Consider the following 23647-nt stretch of genomic DNA (forward strand, 5'->3'; position numbering starts at 1 on the left):
AAGTAAAAGTGTTTTTTTAATATTTATGGTTAGCTAAGAAACAATACTTCCTATCATTTCTTAGCCTTTAATACAAGTTATACTTTAGATTAATTAAAAAATCAATTATTCGCCTGCATTTTTCTTAATTATTTCTTCAGAAATACTCTTAGGTACTTCTTCATAATGATCAAAATGCATTGTGAATGTTCCGCGACCTTGTGTGTTAGAACGTAGAGCCGTTGCATAACCGAACATTTCAGCTAAAGGCACGAAACCTTTAACAACTTGAAGTGGTCCACGCGCTTCCATTCCTTCTACACGACCACGACGTGCTGTAACATCACCCATAATATCTCCCATGTACTCTTCTGGGATAACAATTTCTACTTTTGCAATAGGCTCAAGTAGAACTGGGCTACATTTGTTTTTAGCAGCTTTTAGTGCTAATGAACCAGCAACTTTAAACGCCATCTCGTTTGAGTCAACGTCATGGTAACTACCATCATATAGTGTTGCTTTCACATCGATTAATGGATAGCCAGCTAATACACCATTTTCCAATGCTTCTTCGATACCATTTTGTACAGAAGGAATATATTCTCTAGGAACTACCCCACCAACAATTTTATTTTCAAATTCGAAGCCAGCGCCTTCTTCGTTTGGTTCAAATTTAACCCAAACGTGACCGTATTGTCCACGACCACCAGACTGACGTACGAATTTCCCTTCAACTTCAGCAGATGAACGGAATGTTTCGCGATAAGAAACCTGTGGAGCACCAACATTCGCTTCTACTTTAAACTCACGTTTTAGACGGTCAACAATGACATCAAGGTGAAGTTCACCCATACCAGAGATAATGGTTTGCCCTGTTTCTTCATCTGTCTCCGTTTTAAATGTTGGATCTTCTTCGGCTAATTTTCCTAAAGCAATTGCCATTTTATCTTGGTCTGCTTTTGTTTTTGGTTCGATTGCTACACCAAGTACTGGTTCTGGGAATTCCATGGATTCAAGAATAACTAGGTTTTTCTCGTCACAAAGAGTATCACCAGTAGATGTATCTTTTAAACCAACTGCAGCTGCGATCTCACCAGCATAAACTCTAGAGATCTCTTCACGCGAATTCGCATGCATTTGTAAAATACGTCCTACACGCTCACGTTTATCCTTCACAGAGTTTTTCACGTAAGAACCGGAATCTAATGTCCCAGAGTATACGCGGAAGAAAGTAAGTTTCCCTACATACGGGTCCGTCATAACCTTAAATGCTAACGCAGAGAATGGTGCATTATCATCAGAAGGACGAGTTACTTCTTCTTCTGTTTGAGGTACAATACCCTCAATAGCAGCTACATCCGTTGGAGCAGGAAGATAATCAATAACACCATCAAGCATTAATTGAACACCCTTGTTTTTAAATGCTGATCCAGCATAAACTGGATAAAACTCAACATTTAGTGTAGCTTTACGAATTGCCAGCTTAAGTTCTTCGTTAGAAATTTCTTCCCCTTCTAAATACTTCATCATTAAGTCTTCATCAAGTTCAGAAACAGCCTCAATTAGGCTAGCACGAAGTTCTTCAGCTTTATCTTTATATTCTGCAGGAATCTCACGTGATTCTGCACGAGTACCAAGATCATCTTCATAATAGAATGCTTTCATGGTGATCAAGTCAATCAGACCTTCAAAATCATCTTCAGCACCGATTGGTAACTGAACCGGATGTGCATTAGCACCTAAGCGCTCTTTTAATGTTCCGGTCGAATAAAGGAAATCAGCACCGACTTTATCCATTTTGTTAATGAATACAATACGAGGTACACCATAAGTTGTTGCTTGACGCCATACTGTTTCTGTCTGTGGTTCAACACCAGATTGGGCATCAAGAACCGTTACTGCACCATCAAGTACACGTAAAGAACGTTCAACTTCTACAGTGAAGTCTACGTGTCCAGGTGTATCGATGATGTTAATACGATGTTCTTTCCAAGCAGCAGTCGTTGCTGCGGAAGTAATTGTAATTCCGCGTTCTTGCTCCTGCTCCATCCAGTCCATCTGTGAAGCACCTTCATGTGTTTCACCAATCTTATGAATACGTCCTGTATAGAAAAGAATACGCTCGGTAGTAGTGGTCTTACCTGCATCAATGTGTGCCATAATACCAATATTACGCGTCTTTTCCAAGGAGAATTCTCTAGCCATGTATTCTTCTCCTTCCTAGCTTGGGTTTGTTTTAAATTACCAGCGATAGTGTGCGAATGCTTTGTTAGCTTCCGCCATTTTGTGCATTTCTTCGCGTTTTTTAACAGAAGCGCCTGTATTATTAGAAGCATCTAAAATTTCGTTTGCAAGGCGTTCTTCCATTGTTTTTTCCCCGCGTAGGCGAGAATAATTCACGATATAACGTAGACCTAATGCTTGGCGACGTTCCGGGCGTACTTCCATCGGTACTTGGTAGTTAGATCCACCAACACGACGTGCACGAACCTCAAGAACTGGCATTACATTTTTCATTGCCTGCTCAAATACTTCCATTGCATTTTGACCGCTTCTTTCTGAAACAAGTTCAAATGCGCGATAAAGAATTTTTTGAGCTTTCCCTCTTTTTCCATCAACCATAATTTGGTTAATTAAACGAGTCACTAATTTTGATTGATAAAGTGGATCTGGCAAGACATCGCGTTTAGGTACTGGTCCTTTACGTGGCATATGTCCTTCCTCCTTTCTTCTGTCTGGTATATAGTCACTTACTTATTTTTTTGATTTTTTCGTACCGTATTTAGAACGACCTTGTTTACGTCCTTCTACACCTGCAGTATCTAGCGCACCACGAACAATGTGATAACGTACACCAGGTAAGTCTTTAACACGACCTCCACGTAGAAGTACAACACTGTGCTCTTGCAGATTGTGACCAATTCCAGGGATATATGCAGTTACTTCCATGTTGTTAGAAAGACGTACACGTGCATATTTACGAAGCGCTGAGTTTGGTTTCTTAGGTGTTAGTGTACCAACACGAGTACAAACGCCACGTTTTTGTGGAGAATTTTGATCTGTGAATTTCTTTTTGAAGCTATTGTACCCTTTATTAAGTGCTGGAGAGTCAGACTTCTTTGGTTTGCTTACGCGTCCTTTGCGTACAAGCTGATTAATAGTAGGCATTCTATTTTCCTCCTTTCTTTATCTATATCATCTGTTCAACTAATGATCTTAGCGGGATGTTTAATTCCACACATCCAGGTGGTTCATCTTTTGGCAAAAAACAAAGTTTTAACGATTTTTCGTCAAAACTATCCATGTTTAATTGCCACTGTTGATGCCCCCACCTCAATGCCACATGCAGCTCCGAGTTTTTCTTTAGAATCCACATAATGACATGGGATATCAAGCTCTTTAGCCAAACTTGAAACTTTTTGTGTCATATGTTGATCAGCATCATCAGCAATAAACACTTCACTTATCTCACCATTTTTCATGGCTTTAAGTGTTTGCTTTAATCCGATAATTACCCTTGATTGAACTTGCATTACTTTTTCATAAGACATTCCATATCCTCCAAAGCAACAAGTATAATCGGAAGCACCTTGAATATTCTATCACTGGCATTTTTTTATGTCAATATAAAAATAGATATTTTTACACTTCCGTCAAGCTCACTTGTCCTTTTTATACTGTACTATATGGACTCCTCACATATCAATTACGATATGCAAGGAGTCATTTTCTTATTGTACAGTTTCTGTTGTTTCTTCTACTTCTTCAACTTCTATTGGTTCATCAGTTGCTGGTTGTACTTTACGATATCGCTGCATTCCCGTACCAGCTGGTACAAGTTTACCAATAATAACATTCTCTTTAAGACCAAGTAATTCATCGCGCTTACCTTTAATTGCTGCATCGGTAAGAACTCTTGTTGTTTCTTGGAAGGATGCTGCAGATAAGAATGAATCTGTTTCAAGAGATGCTTTTGTAATACCAAGTAATACCGGTTTTCCAATAGCAGGTTGATATCCTTCATTTAGCACCGTGTGGTTGGCATCTCTAAATTGATGAAGCTCTAACAACGATCCTGGCAGTACATTCGTATCTCCAGAATCTGTTACACGGATCTTACGAAGCATCTGGCGTACCATTACTTCTACGTGCTTATCACCAATTTCTACCCCTTGCATTCGGTAAACTCGTTGAACTTCCCGTAGCAAGTAGTCTTGCACGCCTTCTACACCTTGAATGCGTAAGAGATCTTTTGGATCAATCGAACCTTCTGTTAGTTCTTGACCTGCAATGATTTCATCGCCCACAGTAACCTTAAGTCGAGCATTATAAGGAACGGTATAGGAACGTTGTTCGACTTCACCTTGAACAACCACTTCTTGTCGGTCTTTTACTTCCTTGATTTCATGTACCGTACCGAAAATTTCACTAATAACCGCTTGCCCTTTCGGATTACGCGCTTCAAATAATTCTTGGATACGCGGTAGACCTTGAGTAATATCGTCTCCAGCAACACCACCAGTATGGAATGTACGCATCGTTAGCTGTGTACCTGGTTCACCGATAGATTGAGCGGCAATAATTCCTACTGCTTCACCAACTTCAACGTCAGCACCAGTTGCTAGGTTTCGACCATAACATTTTTGGCAAACACCATGTTTGGTGTTACAAGTAAACGCACTGCGGATCGTTACCTTCTCAATACCCGCTTCGGTAATTTGTTTCGCTTGATCCTCAGAAATTAAGGCGTCAGCTTCAACAAGTACTTCGTTGGTTTCAGGATGTTTCACTTCATAGAATGCTATACGTCCGATTAAACGATCAATTAATGGTTCAATCATTTCCGAACCTTCTTGTAAAGCAGATACGGTTAACCCTCGATCCGTACCACAGTCTTGTTCGCGAACAATAACATCTTGTGCAACATCAACAAGTCGTCTTGTTAGGTAACCAGAATCGGCCGTCTTCAATGCTGTATCAGCAAGACCTTTACGAGCACCGTGCGTAGAAATAAAGTACTCTAATACAGTTAACCCTTCACGGAAGCTTGATTTAATCGGTAATTCAATAATCTTACCAGCTGGGTTTGCCATTAGCCCACGCATACCGGCAAGCTGCGTAAAGTTAGATGCGTTACCCCTTGCACCAGAATCACTCATCATAAAGATAGGGTTTCTACTGCTAAGTGAGTGCATTAACTTATCTTGAATGGTATCTTTCGCTTGTGACCAGACAGAAATAACTCGATCATAACGTTCATCATCTGTAATCAGACCACGACGGAACTGTTTCAGGACTTTATCTACTTTCATTTGTGCTTCTTCGAGTATTTCTTCTTTCTCTGGAAGTACCACGATATCAGAAATACCTACGGTCATACCCGCTTTTGTAGAGTAACTAAAGCCAAGGTCTTTCATTCTATCTAACATTTTTGAGGTTTCGCTAATTTTAAACCGTTTAAAGACTTCAGCAATAATATCACCCAAGAATCCTTTTTTGAACGGTTTTATGATTTCGCGAGATTGAATAACCTCTTTAATGTCTGTTCCTTTTTCCACAAAGTACATTTCTGGGGTACGTTCCTCCAGATTAGCCTGTGTAGGTTCGTTAATATACGGGAACGACTCTGGTAAAATCTCGTTAAAAATTAACTTACCAACTGTCGTAATCAATAATTGAGATTGGCGTTCATCTGAGAAAGATTTATTGCTTAATCCAGAAGTGTGCACTGCCACTCTAGTGTGCAAGTGAACATATCCATTTTGGTAAGCTAGCAATGCTTCATTTAAATCATTAAACACAGAACCCTCGCCAATAGCATTCTCGCGTTCAAGTGTAAGATAATAGTTACCCAATACCATATCCTGAGATGGAGTAACAACCGGCTTCCCATCTTTCGGGTTAAGGATGTTTTGCGCAGCTAACATAAGAATTCTTGCTTCTGCTTGCGCCTCTGCAGATAACGGTACGTGAACAGCCATTTGGTCACCATCAAAGTCGGCGTTATAAGCTGTACATACTAACGGATGCAGTCGAATCGCACGACCTTCCACTAGTGTAGGTTCGAAAGCTTGAATACCTAACCTGTGTAGCGTTGGTGCACGGTTAAGCAATACTGGATGCTCTTTAATTACTTCTTCTAAAACATCCCAAACCTCCGGATGCACGCGTTCAACTTTCCGTTTTGCCGATTTAATATTATGTGCAATCCCTTTTTCTACAAGTTCTTTCATGATAAATGGTTTGAAAAGCTCTAGCGCCATTTCTTTTGGCAATCCACATTGATACATCTTCAAATGTGGCCCAACGACGATTACTGAACGTCCAGAGTAGTCTACACGTTTACCTAATAGGTTTTGACGGAAGCGTCCTTGTTTCCCTTTCAACATATGGGAAAGAGATTTTAGTGGACGATTTCCAGGACCGGTTACCGGACGACCACGGCGGCCATTATCAATCAATGCATCTACCGCTTCTTGTAGCATACGCTTTTCATTTTGAACAATAATGCTCGGTGCACCTAGGTCTAACAAACGTTTTAGTCGGTTGTTCCGATTGATTACACGGCGATATAGGTCATTTAAATCTGATGTAGCAAAACGACCGCCATCTAGTTGAACCATTGGACGAATTTCCGGTGGAATAACTGGTAAAACATCTAAAATCATCCAAGATGCTTCGTTCCCAGAATGGCGGAAAGACTCCAATACTTCTAATCGCTTAATAGCACGTGTTCTGCGCTGTCCTTGTGCTGTTTTTAACTCTTCTTTTAATACATCTACTTCTTTTTCTAAGTCAATGTCTTGCAGTAACTTACGGATTGCTTCTGCACCCATTTGGGCTTTAAAAGATTTTCCGTATTTATCGTAATAAGCCCGGTATTCCTTTTCAGACAATAATTGTTTCTTTTCTAAAGGTGTATTCCCAGTTTCTGTCACAATATACGCAGCGAAGTAAATTACTTCCTCTAACGCACGTGGCGACATGTCTAAAACAAGACCCATTCGGCTTGGGATTCCTTTAAAATACCAAATATGGGATACTGGTGCTGCTAGTTCAATGTGACCCATACGTTCACGACGAACTTTAGCTTTCGTTACCTCTACTCCACAACGGTCACAAACAACACCTTTATAGCGTACTCGTTTGTATTTCCCGCAATGACATTCCCAATCTTTTTGCGGCCCAAAAATTCGTTCGCAGAACAATCCATCTTTTTCAGGCTTTAGTGTACGGTAATTAATCGTTTCAGGCTTTTTAACTTCACCATATGACCATGAACGAATTTTCTCCGGTGAAGCCAAACCTATTTTCATATACTCAAAATTATTTACATCTAGCAAGGGGCCAACCTCCCTTTTAGTGTCCGATTTTACCAAGCTACCAATGTATCTGATTTATAATTGAAAGCTTTTAGGTTGACTCCTGTAAAGCCAACCTATTTAGCTTTTAATTTTCTTCTACTTCAATATTAAGCTTACTTGCCTGCTGTGTTTCTTCTTCCTCTAATTCACGCATTTCTATTTCTTCTTCATCGCTAGACAGCATTTTGACATCCATACCAAGGCTTTGCAATTCTTTAATTAGTACTTTAAAGGATTCAGGTACTCCAGGTTCTGGTACATTATCGCCTTTTACAATTGCCTCGTATGTTTTAACACGTCCGACAACATCATCCGATTTCACTGTTAAGATTTCTTGCAGTGTATAAGCAGCACCATAAGCCTCAAGTGCCCATACCTCCATCTCACCGAAACGCTGACCACCAAATTGTGCTTTACCACCAAGTGGTTGTTGCGTTACTAGAGAATAAGGACCTGTTGAACGAGCATGTAACTTGTCATCAACCATATGCGCAAGTTTGATCATATACATGACACCTACTGACACACGATTGTCAAATGGTTCACCAGATCTTCCATCGTAAAGAATGGTTTTGGCATCTCTAGGCATGCCAGCTTCTTCAAGTGTCTCCCAAACATCTTCTTCCCTCGCACCATCAAATACTGGTGTAGCAACATGAAGACCAAGAGCTCTTGCAGCCATACCTAAATGTAATTCAAACACCTGTCCGATGTTCATTCGTGATGGTACCCCCAATGGGTTAAGCATAATATCAATTGGCGTACCGTCTGGTAAGAAAGGCATATCCTCTTCTGGTAAGATTTTAGAAATAACACCTTTATTACCGTGTCGACCGGCCATTTTATCTCCTTCGTGTATTTTACGTTTTTGCACAATATATACACGAACCAATTCATTCACTCCTGGAGGTAATTCGTCACCGTCTTCGCGGTTAAAGATTTTAACATCTAAAACAATACCACCAGCTCCATGAGGCACACGTAATGAAGTATCACGAACTTCTCGAGCTTTTTCACCAAAGATGGCATGAAGGAGGCGTTCTTCAGCTGATAATTCGGTAACCCCTTTTGGTGTTACTTTACCAACTAGAATATCTCCATCAGAGACTTCAGCACCAACGCGAATAATTCCATATTCGTTTAGGTTTTTCAAGGCATCTTCTCCAACGTTTGGAATGTCTCTAGTGATTTCTTCCGGTCCAAGCTTCGTATCACGTGCTTCGGACTCATACTCCTCAATATGAATGGAAGTATAAACATCATCTTTTACAAGTCGTTCACTCATAATAATGGCGTCCTCGTAGTTATAACCTTCCCATGTCATGAAACCGACAAGAACGTTGCGTCCAAGCGCAAGTTCACCGTCCTCCATTGATGGACCATCGGCTAGGATTTCACCTTTCGTTACACGGTCACCTTCACTGACAATTGGGCGTTGGTTATAACACGTACCTTGGTTAGAACGAATAAACTTTTGCATTTTATATTCATCAAGATCACCTTTAACTTCTTTTCCATCTACATTTGAGATTCTACGAACATGTACTTGCTTAGCTTCTACGCGCTCTACAACACCTTCGTGACGACAAATAATTGCAGCTCCAGAATCCTTACCATTTACATATTCCATTCCAGTACCGACAATCGGTGCTTCAGGTTGCATCAACGGTACAGCTTGACGCTGCATGTTTGCACCCATTAAGGCTCGGTTAGAGTCATCGTTTTCTAAGAAAGGAATACAAGCAGTCGCAGCTGATACCACCTGTTTTGGTGACACATCCATATAATCAAGTTTTTCACGTGGAACAATCGTGTTCTCCCCACGGAAACGAGCAATTACTTCTTCATCAGCAAATCGACCATCTTCTGTAAGTTTGGCATTTGCCTGAGCAACAACATAGTTATCTTCCTCATCAGCAGTAAGGTAATCGATCTGTGCCGTTACTTTACCTGTCTCTGGATCAACGCGGCGATAAGGTGTTTCGATAAACCCAAATTTATTGACCTTGGCAAAACTTGATAACGAGTTAATTAAACCAATATTCGGACCTTCCGGTGTTTCAATTGGACACATACGTCCATAGTGAGAATAGTGAACGTCACGTACTTCAAACCCTGCGCGTTCACGCGTCAAACCACCAGGACCTAGTGCAGACAAACGCCGTTTATGTGTTAGCTCAGCAAGCGGATTGGTTTGATCCATGAATTGTGACAATTGCGAGCTACCAAAGAATTCCTTGATAGAAGCAATAACCGGACGAATATTAATCAACTGTTGTGGCGTGATACTCGATGTGTCTTGGATCGACATTCTCTCCCGAACCACACGCTCCATACGAGACAGGCCGATACGGAATTGATTCTGTAATAATTCCCCAACAGAACGCAAGCGACGATTACCTAAATGATCGATATCATCTGTGTCTCCTACTTGATGAAGTAAATTAAAGAAGTAACTGATTGCAGATAAAATGTCAGCTGGTGTAATATTCTTAACACCTGCATCAATACCCGCATTTCCGATTACATTTAATTCTCTTTCTCCGCTCGGGTCAGTAGGGTCAACGATTTTAATGGATTGAAGTAAAATCTCATCATCCAGTACTCCATCTTTTGGTTCAAGTACTTTTTCACCGATTTTTTCTTCTTCACGTTCTAGGTAAGGAATGATTTTGTTTAGTAATTTTCTTTCTAACTTGTCACCTTTTTCAGCTAATACTTCACCAGTTTCTGGATCGACAACCGATTCTGCTAGCACTTGGTTAAACAAGCGATTTTTTATATGAAGCTTTTTGTTCATTTTGTAACGACCTACATGTGCAAGGTCATAACGTTTTGGATCAAAAAAGCGAGAAACTAACAAACTCTTGGCGTTTTCAACAGTTGGTGGCTCTCCAGGACGTAAGCGCTCATAGATTTCCAGCAACGCTTTTTCTGTTGTTTCTGTGTTATCCTTTTCGAGTGTGTTTTTTAGGTACTCATTATCACCTATCAGGTCAATTATTTCCTGATCCGTACCAAAACCAAGTGCACGTAAGAGCACAGTGATTGGCAATTTACGTGTACGATCGATACGGACGTGAACAACGTCTTTGGCATCTGTTTCAAACTCCAACCAAGCTCCTCGGTTAGGAATAACAGTTGCAGCAACGCCCCTCTTCCCATTTTTATCTATTTTTTCATTATAATAAACACTAGGTGATCGTACGAGCTGCGAAACGATAACACGTTCTGCACCATTAATTACAAAAGTACCTGTATCTGTCATTAATGGAAAATCACCCATGAACACTTCCTGCTCTTTCACTTCACCAGTTTCATTGTTAATTAAACGAACCTTCACACGAAGCGGAGCATTGTACGTTACATCTCTTTCTTTTGATTCATCCACTGGATATTTAGGCTCTCCTAAACTGTAGTCGACAAATTCAAGTGATAAATTACCTGTGAAGTCTTCAATTGGTGAAATATCTTGAAACATTTCTCGTAGACCCTCTTCTAAAAACCAATCATATGATGCGGTTTGGATCTCGATTAGATTCGGCAACTCTAATACTTCGCTGATACGTGCATAGCTTCTACGCTGGCGGTGCCGTCCATACTGAACTAATTGTCCTGTCAACTGCTTCACCCCTTAAATCATACATTTTTTTCGTAGATTGTAATTCTACTCCAAATTTAATATAATTAGAAAAACCGAAATAGAAGCAAAAGCTCCCTTTGGTTTTTCGAATATCGATTAACATAAATCGCTAAACATACTTAACAGACTTGCAATACTTTATCATTACAAGCGTATACTATTGGTTCATCTGATAACAAGTTAGAAAGATCATTCATGAAACAAATTCCTCACTTTATGAACTTAGTAAAATTAGCGAAACAAAAGCCAATTTTTTCCGATTTTACCATTGTTTCCGAAGTTCAATGAAATATACCTAGTGAATTCATGAATTAAATCCTTGACATAAGAACCCCCATGTTAGCATTTTTCTATCTTATCACAAGTGAGGTGGCGGGTCAAACGTTAGTGGCCCGAAAGATATAATAACCTTTGTTTTTTGCAACCACTTCAACTTCACCAAACAGACTTGCTAGTTTCTCTTTGGCAGAGGGAGCTCCTTGCTTTTTTTGAATGACCACCCATAATTCACCATGTTCTTTCAATACTTGTTGAGCCTCCACAAACATTTGGTGTACTACTTTTTTACCCGCCCGTATAGGAGGATTAGTGAGGATGGCTGCAAAACTTCTGTTTTTAACAGCGGATAAACGATCACTCTCCATACATTCAACATTAGTAACTTGATTTCGAGAAGCGTTCTGCTCAGCTAATGCAATTGCACGTTCATTAATATCAACCATAACAAGATGGCGATCTTTATACTTGTCTGCAATTGCGATACCAATTGGCCCATAACCACAACCAAGATCTAATAGATCACCTGTAATAGCCGGTTCTTTAAATTGTTCAATCAACTGTTTACTCCCGAAATCTACTTCATTTTTAGAGAACACACCGATGTCACTTGTAAATGTAAAAGTTTTACCGTTTAATAGATAATCCCAAGTTTCTGGTGAACTTTTTGTTTGAGGTTTTTGCGAAAAGTAATGCTCTGTCATTTGGCACCTACTTTTAATTAAAAATTGAAGGCTGTATTCATTATTATTAAAAGCCGCATATTCCATAGCTTCTATTATAAGATATATAGAGAGCCCGCCGCAGTAATACGACGAGCTCCAGATATTGAAATTAATTACTTAACTTCTACAGTTGCACCTGCTTCTTCTAGCTTACCTTTAACTTCTTCAGCGTCTTCTTTAGATACGCCTTCTTTTACTGGTTTTGGTGCATTATCAACAAGGTCTTTTGCATCTTTAAGACCTAGACCAGTGATTTCACGTACTGCTTTAACAACCTTAATTTTAGAAGCGCCAGCATCATTAAGCACTACATCAAATTCAGTTTGTTCTTCAGCAGCTTCGCCACCGCCAGCAGCTCCACCTGCTACTGCTACAGGTGCTGCAGCTGTTACTCCAAATTCTTCTTCAATTGCTTTCACTAAATCATTAAGTTCTAATACAGACATTTCTTTAACTGCATCAATGATTTGTTCTTTAGTCATGATATTTTTCCTCCTAATTTTTATAAATTATTTATTGTTTATACCGAAACGGTCCAATTAAGCGCCTTGTTCCTCTTTTTGATCTGCAACTGCTTGAGTAGCATATGCAAGATTACGAATTGGTGCTTGAAGCACACTAAGAAGCATAGATACCATACCTTCGTAATTTGGAAGATCTGCTAATTCTTTAATTTGATCAATTGTAGCAACATTCCCTTGAATTACGCCACCTTTGATTTCAAGTGCTTCATGTTTTTTAGCAAACTCATTCAGGACTCTTGCTGGAGCTACTACATCGTCATTACTAAATGCAACAGCAGACGGTCCAACAAGCGTTTCACTAAGATCATTTAATTCAGCAGCCTCTACCGCGCGGCGAGTCATAGAGTTTTTGTACACTTTGAATTCTATCCCCTCTGCACGCAGTTGCTGACGTAGCTCTGTTACTTCTGCAACATTCAAACCTCGGTAATCTACTACTACTGAAGTTTCACTTGCCAAGAATTTATCTTTAATTTCTTCGACAAGTTGTTTCTTTTGTTCGATAATATCAGACATTCTTCCACCTCCTAAAAGTTACTTATTATACCGTATTCTCAAAGCAATTATAGTTATTAAAAAAGCTCCCACGCAGACATGGGAGCTTATTTTTATTGGAATCACACATCAGTCGATTACCAATTTATTTATAAACACCTCGGCAGGATGAATTAAACGTCTGCGCGTCCCTGCTGTCTACGGTACAACATATTCTTTTATCGCCAAAAATCAGTATAACGAATTCTTAATAAAAAGTCAATAACTTTTTATCGACGAACCATATTTGAAACGTCAACACGGATTCCAGGCCCCATCGTTGAAGCGACAGATGCATTTTTCATGTACGTCCCTTTAGAAGCTTGAGGCTTCGCTTTAACAAGCGTATCTGTAATAGCTTCAAAGTTCTCAACAAGTTTCTGATTATCAAATGAAATCTTGCCGATTGGAACATGAATGTTAGCAGATTTATCAACACGGTATTCAACTTTACCCGCTTTAATATCTTGAACAGCTTTTTCTACTTCAAATGTAACTGTTCCTGTTTTTGGATTCGGCATTAGACCTTTTGGTCCTAATACACGTCCAAGTTTACCAACTTCTGCCATCATGTCTGGAGTAGCAACTACTACATCAAACTCAAACCAGCCTTGGTTAATTTTGTTGATATAGTCAGATTCTCCAACATAATCAGCACCAGCAGCTTCCGCTTCTTTCGCTTTATCACCTTTAGCGAAAACAAGCACTCGTTGTGATTTACCTGTTCCATGAGGAAGCACCATTGCTCCCCGAATTTGTTGATCTGCTTTCTTCGGATCTACTCCTAAACGAAAAGCAGCTTCTACTGTTTCATCGAAATTAGCTTTTGCAGTCTCTTTAACTAGAGCAATTGCTTCAGCTACTTCATATGATTTTGAACGATCAACAAGCTTCAAAGCTTCTTGATGTTTTTTTCCTTTTTTAGCCATTTTATTTCCTCCTCTAATGTGGTTATAACGGTTATACCTCCCACTTATAAAAGCACGACCCGGCTTTTATAAAGCTTAAGAGGATAATTTGGTACCAAACCGAATTATCATCTTCACGAAAAAGGTTGCGAGAGGCAACCCAACCGCAACCTATACCGTACTCTCAGTAAACATTCCAATGCAAAGATTGGCTTCGCAAAGTAAGAATGCTGACTAGTCAACAAGCTAAATAGCTACTGTTGACTGCACATAGGTCATCATGATTAGTCTTCGATGTTGATACCCATGCTGCGTGCGGTTCCTTCAACCATGCGCATCGCTGCTTCTACGTCAGCAGCATTTAAATCAGGCATTTTTGTTTCTGCGATTTCTTTTACTTTATCGCGTTTAATTGTAGCGACTTTATTACGATTAGGCTCACCTGAAGCAGTTTCAATACCAGCTGCTTTTTTCAACAGCACAGCTGCAGGTGGAGTTTTTGTAATAAATGTAAATGAACGGTCTTCAAACACCGTAATTTCAACAGGGATAATCATACCCGCTTGATCTTGCGTACGTGCGTTGAATTCTTTACAGAATCCCATGATATTCACACCTGCCTGACCTAATGCAGGACCTACTGGCGGAGCTGGATTTGCTTTCCCAGCCGGGATTTGTAATTTTACAAGCTTAATTACTTTTTTAGCCACGAGACACACCTCCTTAAAGTCCGTGATGTGGTAATAGGGTCCTTGTGATGCCCTCCCACTCAAATTTGTTCTACCTATGGGGTAGATACATGAATAACAAAAGAATTTTAGCATGGATTTTAAAATAATGCAAGGTTTGTCTAATTTTCTTTTGTTGTTTTATGATAGTTTTTCAATTTGAGAGAAGTCCAATTCTACAGGTGTCTCTCTGCCAAACATATTTACGTGAACTTTCACTTTTTGTTTATCCGTATCTATATTTTCAATACTGCCTGTGAAATCAGTAAAGGGGCCATCTGTTACTCGTACATTTTCTTTTAATTCAAAGTCAAACTGTACGACAGCTTCATCCACACCCATACGTTTTAGCACACTCTCTACTTCATCTGGCAGCAATGGAGTTGGTTTCGTTCCACCGCCACTTGAACCAATAAAGCCAGTTACACCAGGTGTATTCCTTACCACATACCAAGAATCATCAGTCATAACCATCTCTGTTAATACATAACCAGGAAAGAACTTTTTCTTCGTTACTTTCTTCTTCCCATTTTTTATTTCCGTTTCTTCATCCTCTGGGACAATAACACGGAAGATCTTGTCTTCCATCCCCATTGATTGGACACGTTTTTCTAAATTCATTTTTACTTTGTTCTCATAACCAGAGTATGTGTGAACGACATACCAATTTTTCTCCATTTTATTAGGACAATCTAACTTTGTCCTTCCCTCCCTTTTACTATTAGTCATTTTATATGAAATGAGGGGATATCCCCTTAATTTTCAATTGATTCTCATTACATTTATTTGCCAATTTAAAAAACCCGTTTTCCTCCGGGTTTTTCTAAAAAGTCGTATATTATTCTTCATTATAGCATATTTATCCTATAAATATTCAATCAATATTATAACAGATTCAAAATTTGTGTAATTCCAAGATCAATTAAAAAGAAAAATAATGCCATGAAAGCTACTGTTGTAATAACCGTAATTGTATAACTAGTTAATTCCTTGCCGCTTGGCCAGCTAACTTTTTTCATTTCTCTTGAAACATTTTTTAAGAAACGAAACATACTTGTACCCCCTACCTAACCTGAAAATCGTGGGTCACCTTATCTATTTTTGACCCTTACTAGCTAACCCCATACTATATTCAGCGCATCGGAGTCTATTTCGTCTCACGGTGCAGCGTATGCTTACCGCAAACTTTGCAGTATTTTTTCACTTCCAGCCGTGCAGGTTGTGTGGATACATTCTTATGTGTGGTATAATTTCTACTTGAACATTCTGCACATGCCAAAGTTATCTTTTTGTTCATAACGTCACCTCAAACGAGGGAATAATCTACTATCAACTCTAGCACGCTTGCAATATCGTGTCAATATATCTCCTAATGTGTAAGCTCATTCCCTTCTATGAGCTGCTCTAATTTGCGCTTCACTCGTTGAAGCGCATTATCAATAGACTTTACATGCCGGTTAAGATCCACAGATATCTCCTGATACGTCCTACCGTCCAGATAAAGATGAAGCACTTTCTTCTCTAATTCGCTTAACAATTCTGATAATTTTAGTTCCATATCCCCAAACTTCTCTCTATTTATCAAAAGCTCCTGCGGGTCTATGGCTTTTGATCCTGCAATCACATCTAATAAAGTGCGGTCAGTCTCTTCATCATAAATTGGCTTGTCCAAAGATACATAGGAATTAAGAGGAATATGCTTTTGCCGAGTGGCGGTTTTAATTGCTGTAATAATTTGTCTAGTAACACATAATTCTGCAAAAGCTTTAAAAGACGATAGCTTGTCCCCGTCATAATCACGGATCGCCTTATACAGGCCAATCATCCCTTCCTGAATAATATCCTCTTTATCAGCGCCTATTAAGAAATAGGTTCGAGCTTTTGCCCGTACAAAATTCCTATACTTATGTATTAAATAATCCAGCGCTTGACTATTTCCTTGATGGATAAGCTGCAATATCCCCTCATCATCCAACATACTCAAATGCTTCTCGTCAATCTCCATATGGTTGGCACTCACCAAGATGACCCCCTGACTACCACGCAGTCAATTTAAAACTTATTATACAGGAAGCGCTTTATAATCGTCAACACAGCAAAAGAGGAGAATGATGCGGTTTAACCCTATTTTTACATTTCTCCCCTTCGCCACTTCTCAAATTTTTCCAGAACGGCTTGGTCCAACTCAATTTTCATATGAGCCTGGGTTTTATGATGCAGATCGATTGTTGCTTCTATTTCTTTTTCTATATTTTTCGATTCTATAAATAGCTCTCTTGCCGACTTTCGTAAAGCTCCACTACCAAATATTGTACGTTGTTCAGCGTAATCCGAAGTTGCAACATACACTTGGGTTTGAATGTTTTTCACTTCTTTTACTAGCTTCTCTATACATTCATCAGCTGTTTCTTTCTCTTTAGTAAAGATAACTTCCACATCGTATGCCTTTAGTTTACTGGCAATTCCTCTAACATAGTAAGCATCAAAAACAACAATCACTCGATACCCCGAATAAGCTTGATATTCTGCCATTAGTTCGATTAAGCGATCTCTAGCTTGTCCAACATCTTTCTCTTTTAGTTTCTGAAGTTCTTCCCATGCTCCAATTATGTTATATCCATCAACAATTACTACAATCATCTTTATTCACCAACAGGAAACCTTTTGCGATAAACCTCGTACAATAGTAGCCCACAGGCAACGGACGCGTTTAAAGAGGAAACTTTTCCTTTCATCGGAAGGCTGACCGTCCAATCGCACTTCTTTTGAACTAAACGACTCATCCCTTTTCCTTCGTTACCTATCACAATCGCAATCGGTAATGTACCATCCAGCTTCCTGTAGTCTTCCGTCGCATTTGCTTCTGTCCCAACCACCCATATATGGCGATCTTTTAATTCATCAATTGTAGTTGCAATATTGGTCACTCTAGCTACCGGAATATGCTCAATTGCACCTGCCGCAGTTTTAGCAACGGTTGCTGTTAATCCTACGGAGCGACGTTTAGGAATAATAACCCCATGTGCTCCCACAGCATCAGCAGAACGGAGAATAGAACCCAAGTTATGAGGGTCTTCCAATTCATCTAAGATGATAAAGAAAGGTGATTCTGACCGCTCCTGTGCTTTCTGGAACAAGTCATCCAACGTAGCATAGTTATAGGAAGCTACATAGGCAACCACCCCTTGATGATTACCATTGGATAGCTGATCTAATTTACGCTTTGGCACTTTCTGTACAATTGTCCCTGCAGTTTTACCGAATTGAATAATTTTACCTTGTGTGGTCGCATTCAATTGTTCCGAAATTAACACTTTATTAACTGACCGACCCGAATTCAATGCTTCTATCACCGGGTTCTTACCGATAATTAATTCTTGATCCATTAAGCCTCACTCCTTTCTGTAACTTTAATGGCATCCTCTATTAGTTCATCCAGACGCGCTTGATGTTTTGACAAGTAATGATACCCGATGAGTGCTTCAAATGCTGTACTATAACGATAGGCTTGGACACTTAAATTCTTAGGAACCGAACCAGACTTCGCATTTCGGCCCCTAGCTACTACCCGTTGTTCCTCCTCACTGAGATACCCTATTTCCAACCACTGCATGACAACATTTGCCTGTGCTTTCCCTGACACGTATTTAATTGCTTCTTTGTGTAATTGTTGCGGCTTTACTTGACCATGTTGCAAGAGATGCTCCCTAATATACACTTCATAGACAGCATCTCCCATATAAGCAAGGGCTAAGCTTTTCATCTGTTTCACATCGTCCTTCATATTAGCCCCTCTTCCATCGTACTCCTTGAGGTGTATCCTCTAGTAGAATATTTTTATCCTTTAGCATATCACGAATCTCATCTGCTCGTTCAAAGTTACGGGCTTTTCTAGCTTCATTCCTCTCTTCAATTAATGCCTCAATATCTTCATCAAGCAACGGCTGGTCTTCTTTTATTTCAATACCTAACACATTTAAGAAAGACTGTATCGTCTCTTGAAATGCTTCAATTACATGGCTGCATGTTTGATGTGATTGCAAATAAACATTTGCTTCTTTTGTAACATCAAAAAGCACTGATATTCCATTTGCAGTATTAAAGTCATCATCCATTTCATCTTCAAATTGCTGCTTCCAATTAGATATTTTTTCCATCCATCTATCTTTATGGTCAACTAAGTCCATGCTGGAAGCTTTACGATGTGCAAGATTATCATATGCTGTTGTAATTCTTTCCAAACTGTTTTCTGCACTCTTAAGCAACTCTTCTGTAAAATTGATTGGGTGACGATAATGTACACTGAGCATAAAGAAACGAAGTACTTGCGGATCATGCTGATTAATTAAATCTCGCGTTAGCACAAAATTCCCTAGTGATTTAGACATTTTTTCATTATCTATATTAATATATCCATTATGCATCCAATAATTAGCAAATGTTTTTCCGTTCATTGCTTCCGACTGTGCTATTTCATTTTCATGATGAGGAAATGCTAAATCTTGTCCGCCAGCATGAATATCAATGGTATCACCTAAATATTTCTTTACCATAGCAGAGCATTCTATATGCCACCCTGGACGCCCTTTGCCCCAAGGAGAATCCCAAGCTATTTCTCCTTCCTTTGCTTGTTTCCAAAGAGCAAAATCCAATGGATCCTTTTTCTTTTCTCCAACTTGAATTCGAGAACCTGCCCGCAATTCATCAATGGATTGATGTGATAACTTACCATACCCATCAAATTGACGAGGCTTAAAATATACATCACCTTCAGCCTCGTATGCGTAACCCTTCTCAATAAGCTTTTCTATGAATTGAATAATATCATCCATCGTCTCCGTTACACGTGGGTTTCTTGTTGCTTTCTTCACTCCTAACGCACCAACATCTTCAAGATAAGCATCAATAAATCGGCCTGCAACCTCCGGCACTTCTTCCCCTAGTTCATTTGCAGCCTTAATTAATTTATCATCCACATCTGTGAAATTAAGTACATAATCAACAGTGAAACCTTTATATTCAAAGTAACGTCGAACGGTATCAAACACAATAGCCGGTCTAGCATTGCCTATATGGATGTAATTGTATACAGTAGGTCCACATACATAAATGCTTACTTTGCCTTCATTTAAGGGTTTAAATACTTCTTTTTGGCCTGTAAGTGTATTATAAATTTTAATCGACATGATGTTTTTTCCCTTCCTTCAATTCTGCAATTTCACCTTTTAACGCATCTATTTCGTTTTGTAAATATTCACAGCGGTTGGAAACAGGATCCGGCATCTTATGATGGTCCAGATCTCTTCTTACTTTTTCCCCATTTTGCTTAACTACTTTTCCTGGAACTCCTACAACAGTAGCATGATCTGGTACATCTCGGAGTACCACGGAACCACCACCTACTTTTGCACTTTCACCGATCGTAATGGACCCAAGCACCTTGGCACCAGTTGCAATTAATGCATTGTTTTTAACGGTAGGATGACGCTTCCCTTTTTCCTTACCAGTACCGCCCAAGGTCACTCCCTGGAAGATGGTTACATTATCTCCTATTTCACATGTTTCCCCTATGACCACCCCCATGCCATGGTCGATAAACAAACGGCGGCCAATGATCGCTCCTGGGTGGATTTCAATTCCAGTTAAAAAACGGCTCACTTGTGATATCACACGGGCAATAAAAAACATTCTCCGTTTATAAAAAGCATGTGCAATGCGATGAGACCACACGGCATGTAATCCTGAATAGGTTAGGCAAACTTCGATATACGTTCGTGCTGCCGGATCTTGCTCAAAAACTACATCCATATCTTCTCTCATCCGCTTCCATATCCCCAATTTCGTATCCTCCTCACCGTTAACATTTGTATATCTAGTGCTTATATCAAAAATAAGCGTCCCTGTGTACAATACACAGAGACGCTTATGCGCGGTTCCACTCTGTTTGAAGGGGGAGAAAAGAGCACAAACCCCTACCAACTTAGCTCTTATAACGGTAGAGAACCGCCGTTATGTACTAATTTCCATAACAGACTCTGAGGAGCACTTCGGAAACAATGCTTAAAACCACTCGCAGCCTAGGTGATTCTCTCTGTATAAGCGGGTTACTTCCTACTTTCCCTCTTCATCGTTCCATATTGTAATAATACTATATTATATATTATGCGGAATGTGAATTATTAAGCATCTAATTTATTTAAAACTTGATCAAGACGAGCAACCACATCTTCTTTTCCCAGTAATTCAATTGCCATCGGAAGCTCTGGACCATGCGTTTGACCTGTTGTTGCTACACGAATCGGCATAAATAAACGTTTACCGCGGTGTCCGGTCTCTTTTTGCGTTGCCTTGATTTGTGCTTTAATAGCGTCTTTTGAGAAATCCTCTAAGTGGATAAGCTTATCTGTGAATACTTGTAACACTTCTGGAACTTGTTCTTCTTGCAGAACATCCATCGCACCTTCATCAAAAGCGATCTCTTTATTAAAGAACATATCGGTTAACTCCACGATCTCCGCACCATACCTTAATTGATCTTTATAAAGCGCAATTACCTTTTCTACCCATTCCTTTGTAGCTGCATCCATATTTGCTGATAGCTTACCAGCTTCCACTAAATGCGGCATTGCAAGTTCAATTACATCCCCTAAATCTGCTGCTTTTATATACTCATTATTCATCCATTTCAATTTGTGACGATCAAATATTGCGGCAGACGTTGAAAGTCTTTCTGGATCAAAAATAGAAATCAATGTTTCTTTATCGAAGATCTCTTCCTCTCCAACTGGTGACCAGCCTAATAAGGCAATGAAATTAAAGAGAGCTTCTGGTAAGTACCCAAGATTATGATACTGCTCAATAAATTGCAAAATATGTTGGTCACGTTTACTTAATTTTTTTCGCTCTTCATTAAGAATAAGCGTCATATGTCCAAACTGTGGCGGCTCCCAACCAAACGCTTCATAAACCATCATTTGTTTCGGAGTATTCGAGATATGCTCCTCCCCACGCAAAACATTTGTAATTTCCATTAAATGATCATCAATGGCAACTGCGAAATTATACGTAGGTATTCCGCTTTTCTTTACAATGACCCAATCACCAAAATCACTGGATTCGAATGTGATCTTGCCACGAACCACATCCATAAACGTATACGTCGTATTATCTGGTACACGGAAACGAATGCTTGGCTTACGCCCTTCCTCTTCAAACACTGCAATCTGTTCGGCTGTTAAATCACGGTGTGCACCTGAATATTTAGGAACTTGTCCTTTTGCACGCTGCTCCTCTCTTTCTTCATCTAATTCCTCTTCTGTCATATAACATTTATATGCTAAACCCCTCTCTAAGAGTTCGTCTACATATTTCTGATAGATGTCAAGTCGTTCCATTTGGCGATAAGGGCCATAATCACCACCTATGTCTGCTCCCTCATCCCAATCAACACCGAGCCATTTTAGAAATTTGAGCTGACTTTCTTCCCCACCAGCTACGTTTCTTTTATCGTCTGTGTCTTCTATTCGAATGACCATTTTCCCATTAAAATGTTTGGCGTATAAATAGTTAAATAATGCTGTACGTGCATTCCCGATATGCAAATGACCAGTTGGACTTGGCGCATAACGTACTCGAACCTGGTTTGTCATGGTTCTGCCCCTTTCTATATCAATACATAAAATAAGTAACTAATAGACTCATCCGGCTTTAATGGCACAGGCAACGTTACATCCTGCGTTAACTGCGGTGATAGTCTAAGATGATTTCTAAATAAAATTATACTTCCCTCTTCAGTATAACAAAAGTGATAACAATCGATGTTATCACTTTATCTATCCTTTATAAGTTATACCTTTTTTACAGTGCTTTTTCAAGTAATTTTGGTTTAGCAAATATCATTCGACCGGCAGATGTTTGCAACACACTCGTAATTAATACCTCTATGGTTTTGCCAATATAATCTCTACCCTCTTCAACCACAATCATAGTACCATCATCTAAGTAAGCAATACCTTGATTGTGTTCTTTACCGTCTTTAATGACTTGGACGACAAGTTCTTCTCCAGGTAAAACAACTGGTTTAACCGCATTCGCTAAATCATTGATATTTAACACATGCACACTTTGTAAATCACAGACTTTATTTAAATTAAAATCATTCGTCACAACGATGCCATCAATTACTTTTGCTAACTTAATAAGTTTACTATCCACTTCATGTATATCTTCAAAATCACCTTCGTAAATTTCCACTTTAACAGGCAATTCCTTCTGGATACGGTTTAATACATCAAGCCCTCTACGGCCTCTATTCCTTTTTAGCACATCGGATGAATCGGCAATATGCTGCAATTCACCTAGAACGAACTGAGGGATTACAATGGTCCCCTCTAAAAAATTTGTTTGGCAAATATCAGCAATACGCCCATCAATGATAACACTCGTATCTAAAATTTTAGCTTTCGGTGAAATGGCAGAAACTTGTTGCTGCTCATTTTCAGCCGGCTTGCGTTTTTCACGTTCCTTTTTATTGATATTCAATAAGTTTAAAAATTCATCTCTTCTTCTAAACCCAACTTGAAAACCAAAGTAACCTAGCAATATTGTTGTAAACAACGGAAGTACTTGAGATACTAATTCAATATTAATATCCGTTAATGGTATATTAACTAAAAAGGCAATAATTAATCCTGCCATTAAACCTAAACTTCCAAAAAACAGATCACCAACAGGCAATTTTATAAGCGCTTCTTCTACCCACTTTAAAAAACCGACAATATAATCAACAAGCCAATATGAAAGGAGAAAGAAAATAATTGCACCAATTACCGTTCCTACATATGGTGAAAACACCCAATTTGCATCTGTAAAATCTAATAAAGTCAAGATATCAGGGACATATAAATACCCAACGGTACCGCCTAATATAATAAAGAATAAATGAACTATCTTTTTCAGCACCACTG

22 protein-coding genes and 2 other annotated features are annotated in these 23647 nt (G+C 39.2%); all 22 genes read right to left on the minus strand.

What is annotated here, in order from left to right:
- Positions 1–105: 105 nt before the first annotated feature.
- Positions 106–2184 (minus strand): elongation factor G, encoded by a 2079-nt coding sequence (gene fusA, locus BN990_RS18040; protein WP_021292714.1) that lies wholly within the window; start codon positions 2182–2184, stop codon positions 106–108.
- Positions 2185–2220: 36 nt separating this feature from the next.
- Positions 2221–2691, minus strand: coding sequence for a 30S ribosomal protein S7 (rpsG, locus tag BN990_RS18045; protein WP_021292715.1), 471 nt, complete (start codon positions 2689–2691; stop codon positions 2221–2223).
- A 42-nt stretch (positions 2692–2733) separates the two neighbouring features.
- Entirely contained in the window at positions 2734–3147 is a 414-nt protein-coding gene (gene rpsL / locus BN990_RS18050; RefSeq protein ID WP_021292716.1) for a 30S ribosomal protein S12, read from the minus strand.
- Between the two features lie 128 nt (positions 3148–3275).
- Positions 3276–3530: a ribosomal L7Ae/L30e/S12e/Gadd45 family protein gene (locus BN990_RS18055; RefSeq protein ID WP_021292717.1), complete on the minus strand. Its 255-nt coding sequence runs from the start codon at positions 3528–3530 to the stop codon at positions 3276–3278.
- A 180-nt stretch (positions 3531–3710) separates the two neighbouring features.
- Positions 3711–7322, minus strand: coding sequence for a DNA-directed RNA polymerase subunit beta' (gene rpoC, locus BN990_RS18060; protein ID WP_021292718.1), 3612 nt, complete (start codon positions 7320–7322; stop codon positions 3711–3713).
- A gap of 106 nt (positions 7323–7428) precedes the next feature.
- Positions 7429–10965 carry a DNA-directed RNA polymerase subunit beta gene (gene rpoB / locus BN990_RS18065; RefSeq protein WP_021292719.1) on the minus strand — a complete coding sequence of 1179 codons (3537 nt, stop codon included), beginning with the start codon at positions 10963–10965 and terminating at the stop codon, positions 7429–7431.
- 398 nt (positions 10966–11363) lie between these two features.
- On the minus strand, positions 11364–11966 hold the full coding sequence (locus tag BN990_RS18070) for a class I SAM-dependent methyltransferase (RefSeq protein ID WP_021292721.1): 603 nt from the start codon (positions 11964–11966) through the stop codon (positions 11364–11366).
- A 134-nt stretch (positions 11967–12100) separates the two neighbouring features.
- A complete protein-coding gene (gene rplL / locus BN990_RS18075) occupies positions 12101–12472 on the minus strand; it encodes a 50S ribosomal protein L7/L12 (RefSeq protein ID WP_222860455.1) in 372 nt (123 codons plus the stop codon).
- Between the two features lie 54 nt (positions 12473–12526).
- A complete protein-coding gene (rplJ, locus tag BN990_RS18080) occupies positions 12527–13027 on the minus strand; it encodes a 50S ribosomal protein L10 (RefSeq protein WP_021292723.1) in 501 nt (166 codons plus the stop codon).
- A 49-nt stretch (positions 13028–13076) separates the two neighbouring features.
- Positions 13077–13228 (minus strand) — a sequence feature (ribosomal protein L10 leader region).
- Between the two features lie 47 nt (positions 13229–13275).
- A complete protein-coding gene (gene rplA, locus BN990_RS18085) occupies positions 13276–13974 on the minus strand; it encodes a 50S ribosomal protein L1 (protein ID WP_038245928.1) in 699 nt (232 codons plus the stop codon).
- A 263-nt stretch (positions 13975–14237) separates the two neighbouring features.
- Positions 14238–14663, minus strand: coding sequence for a 50S ribosomal protein L11 (gene rplK / locus BN990_RS18090; RefSeq protein ID WP_021292725.1), 426 nt, complete (start codon positions 14661–14663; stop codon positions 14238–14240).
- A gap of 159 nt (positions 14664–14822) precedes the next feature.
- Entirely contained in the window at positions 14823–15359 is a 537-nt protein-coding gene (gene nusG / locus BN990_RS18095) for a transcription termination/antitermination protein NusG (RefSeq protein ID WP_021292726.1), read from the minus strand.
- A gap of 206 nt (positions 15360–15565) precedes the next feature.
- Positions 15566–15733, minus strand: coding sequence for a preprotein translocase subunit SecE (gene secE, locus BN990_RS18100; protein ID WP_021292727.1), 168 nt, complete (start codon positions 15731–15733; stop codon positions 15566–15568).
- Between the two features lie 95 nt (positions 15734–15828).
- Positions 15829–15978 (minus strand): 50S ribosomal protein L33, encoded by a 150-nt coding sequence (gene rpmG / locus BN990_RS22105; RefSeq protein WP_074436695.1) that lies wholly within the window; start codon positions 15976–15978, stop codon positions 15829–15831.
- Between the two features lie 72 nt (positions 15979–16050).
- Entirely contained in the window at positions 16051–16686 is a 636-nt protein-coding gene (gene sigH / locus BN990_RS18105; RefSeq protein WP_038246152.1) for an RNA polymerase sporulation sigma factor SigH, read from the minus strand.
- A 125-nt stretch (positions 16687–16811) separates the two neighbouring features.
- On the minus strand, positions 16812–17321 hold the full coding sequence (locus BN990_RS18110) for an NYN domain-containing protein (protein WP_038245930.1): 510 nt from the start codon (positions 17319–17321) through the stop codon (positions 16812–16814).
- 2 nt (positions 17322–17323) lie between these two features.
- Positions 17324–18067, minus strand: a complete 744-nt coding sequence (rlmB, locus tag BN990_RS18115) for a 23S rRNA (guanosine(2251)-2'-O)-methyltransferase RlmB (protein ID WP_021292730.1) — start codon at positions 18065–18067, stop codon at positions 17324–17326.
- Positions 18067–18465, minus strand: coding sequence for a Mini-ribonuclease 3 (locus BN990_RS18120; RefSeq protein WP_021292731.1), 399 nt, complete (start codon positions 18463–18465; stop codon positions 18067–18069). Before BN990_RS18120 ends, rlmB begins: the two co-directional genes overlap by 1 nt.
- A gap of 1 nt (position 18466) precedes the next feature.
- On the minus strand, positions 18467–19867 hold the full coding sequence (gene cysS / locus BN990_RS18125; RefSeq protein WP_038245931.1) for a cysteine--tRNA ligase: 1401 nt from the start codon (positions 19865–19867) through the stop codon (positions 18467–18469).
- Entirely contained in the window at positions 19857–20501 is a 645-nt protein-coding gene (cysE, locus tag BN990_RS18130; RefSeq protein WP_038246158.1) for a serine O-acetyltransferase, read from the minus strand. The genes cysS and cysE overlap by 11 nt, the downstream gene beginning before the upstream one ends.
- A 92-nt stretch (positions 20502–20593) precedes the next feature.
- Positions 20594–20818: a binding site (T-box leader), on the minus strand.
- A 42-nt stretch (positions 20819–20860) separates the two neighbouring features.
- On the minus strand, positions 20861–22330 hold the full coding sequence (gene gltX, locus BN990_RS18135; protein ID WP_038245932.1) for a glutamate--tRNA ligase: 1470 nt from the start codon (positions 22328–22330) through the stop codon (positions 20861–20863).
- 208 nt (positions 22331–22538) lie between these two features.
- Positions 22539–23642 (minus strand): PIN/TRAM domain-containing protein, encoded by a 1104-nt coding sequence (locus BN990_RS18140; RefSeq protein WP_021292735.1) that lies wholly within the window; start codon positions 23640–23642, stop codon positions 22539–22541.
- Positions 23643–23647: the final 5 nt, after the last annotated feature.

The sequence above is a fragment of the Virgibacillus salexigens genome, assembly GCF_000723585.1.
In the GTDB taxonomy this organism is placed as follows: Bacteria; Bacillota; Bacilli; order Bacillales; family Amphibacillaceae; genus Virgibacillus; species Virgibacillus salexigens.

Bases quoted from the DNA above. Each gene is read 5' to 3' on its own strand.
- BN990_RS18120 (WP_021292731.1), bottom strand. From the start codon at position 18,465: ATGAAGGACGATGTGAAACAGATGAAAAGCTTAGCCCTTGCTTATATG.
- gltX (WP_038245932.1), bottom strand. From the start codon at position 22,330: ATGACAAACCAGGTTCGAGTACGTTATGCGCCAAGTCCAACTGGTCAT.
- rplJ (WP_021292723.1), bottom strand. From the start codon at position 13,027: ATGTCTGATATTATCGAACAAAAGAAACAACTTGTCGAAGAAATTAAA.
- rpmG (WP_074436695.1), bottom strand. From the start codon at position 15,978: ATGAACAAAAAGATAACTTTGGCATGTGCAGAATGTTCAAGTAGAAAT.
- BN990_RS18055 (WP_021292717.1), bottom strand. From the start codon at position 3,530: ATGTCTTATGAAAAAGTAATGCAAGTTCAATCAAGGGTAATTATCGGA.
- nusG (WP_021292726.1), bottom strand. From the start codon at position 15,359: ATGGAGAAAAATTGGTATGTCGTTCACACATACTCTGGTTATGAGAAC.
- rlmB (WP_021292730.1), bottom strand. From the start codon at position 18,067: ATGGATCAAGAATTAATTATCGGTAAGAACCCGGTGATAGAAGCATTG.
- BN990_RS18110 (WP_038245930.1), bottom strand. From the start codon at position 17,321: ATGATTGTAGTAATTGTTGATGGATATAACATAATTGGAGCATGGGAA.
- fusA (WP_021292714.1), bottom strand. From the start codon at position 2,184: ATGGCTAGAGAATTCTCCTTGGAAAAGACGCGTAATATTGGTATTATG.
- BN990_RS18070 (WP_021292721.1), bottom strand. From the start codon at position 11,966: ATGACAGAGCATTACTTTTCGCAAAAACCTCAAACAAAAAGTTCACCA.
- cysS (WP_038245931.1), bottom strand. From the start codon at position 19,867: ATGTCGATTAAAATTTATAATACACTTACAGGCCAAAAAGAAGTATTT.
- cysE (WP_038246158.1), bottom strand. From the start codon at position 20,501: ATGAGAGAAGATATGGATGTAGTTTTTGAGCAAGATCCGGCAGCACGA.
- rpsL (WP_021292716.1), bottom strand. From the start codon at position 3,147: ATGCCTACTATTAATCAGCTTGTACGCAAAGGACGCGTAAGCAAACCA.
- sigH (WP_038246152.1), bottom strand. From the start codon at position 16,686: ATGGAGATTGACGAGAAGCATTTGAGTATGTTGGATGATGAGGGGATA.
- rplA (WP_038245928.1), bottom strand. From the start codon at position 13,974: ATGGCTAAAAAAGGAAAAAAACATCAAGAAGCTTTGAAGCTTGTTGAT.
- secE (WP_021292727.1), bottom strand. From the start codon at position 15,733: ATGTTTCGTTTCTTAAAAAATGTTTCAAGAGAAATGAAAAAAGTTAGC.
- rpsG (WP_021292715.1), bottom strand. From the start codon at position 2,691: ATGCCACGTAAAGGACCAGTACCTAAACGCGATGTCTTGCCAGATCCA.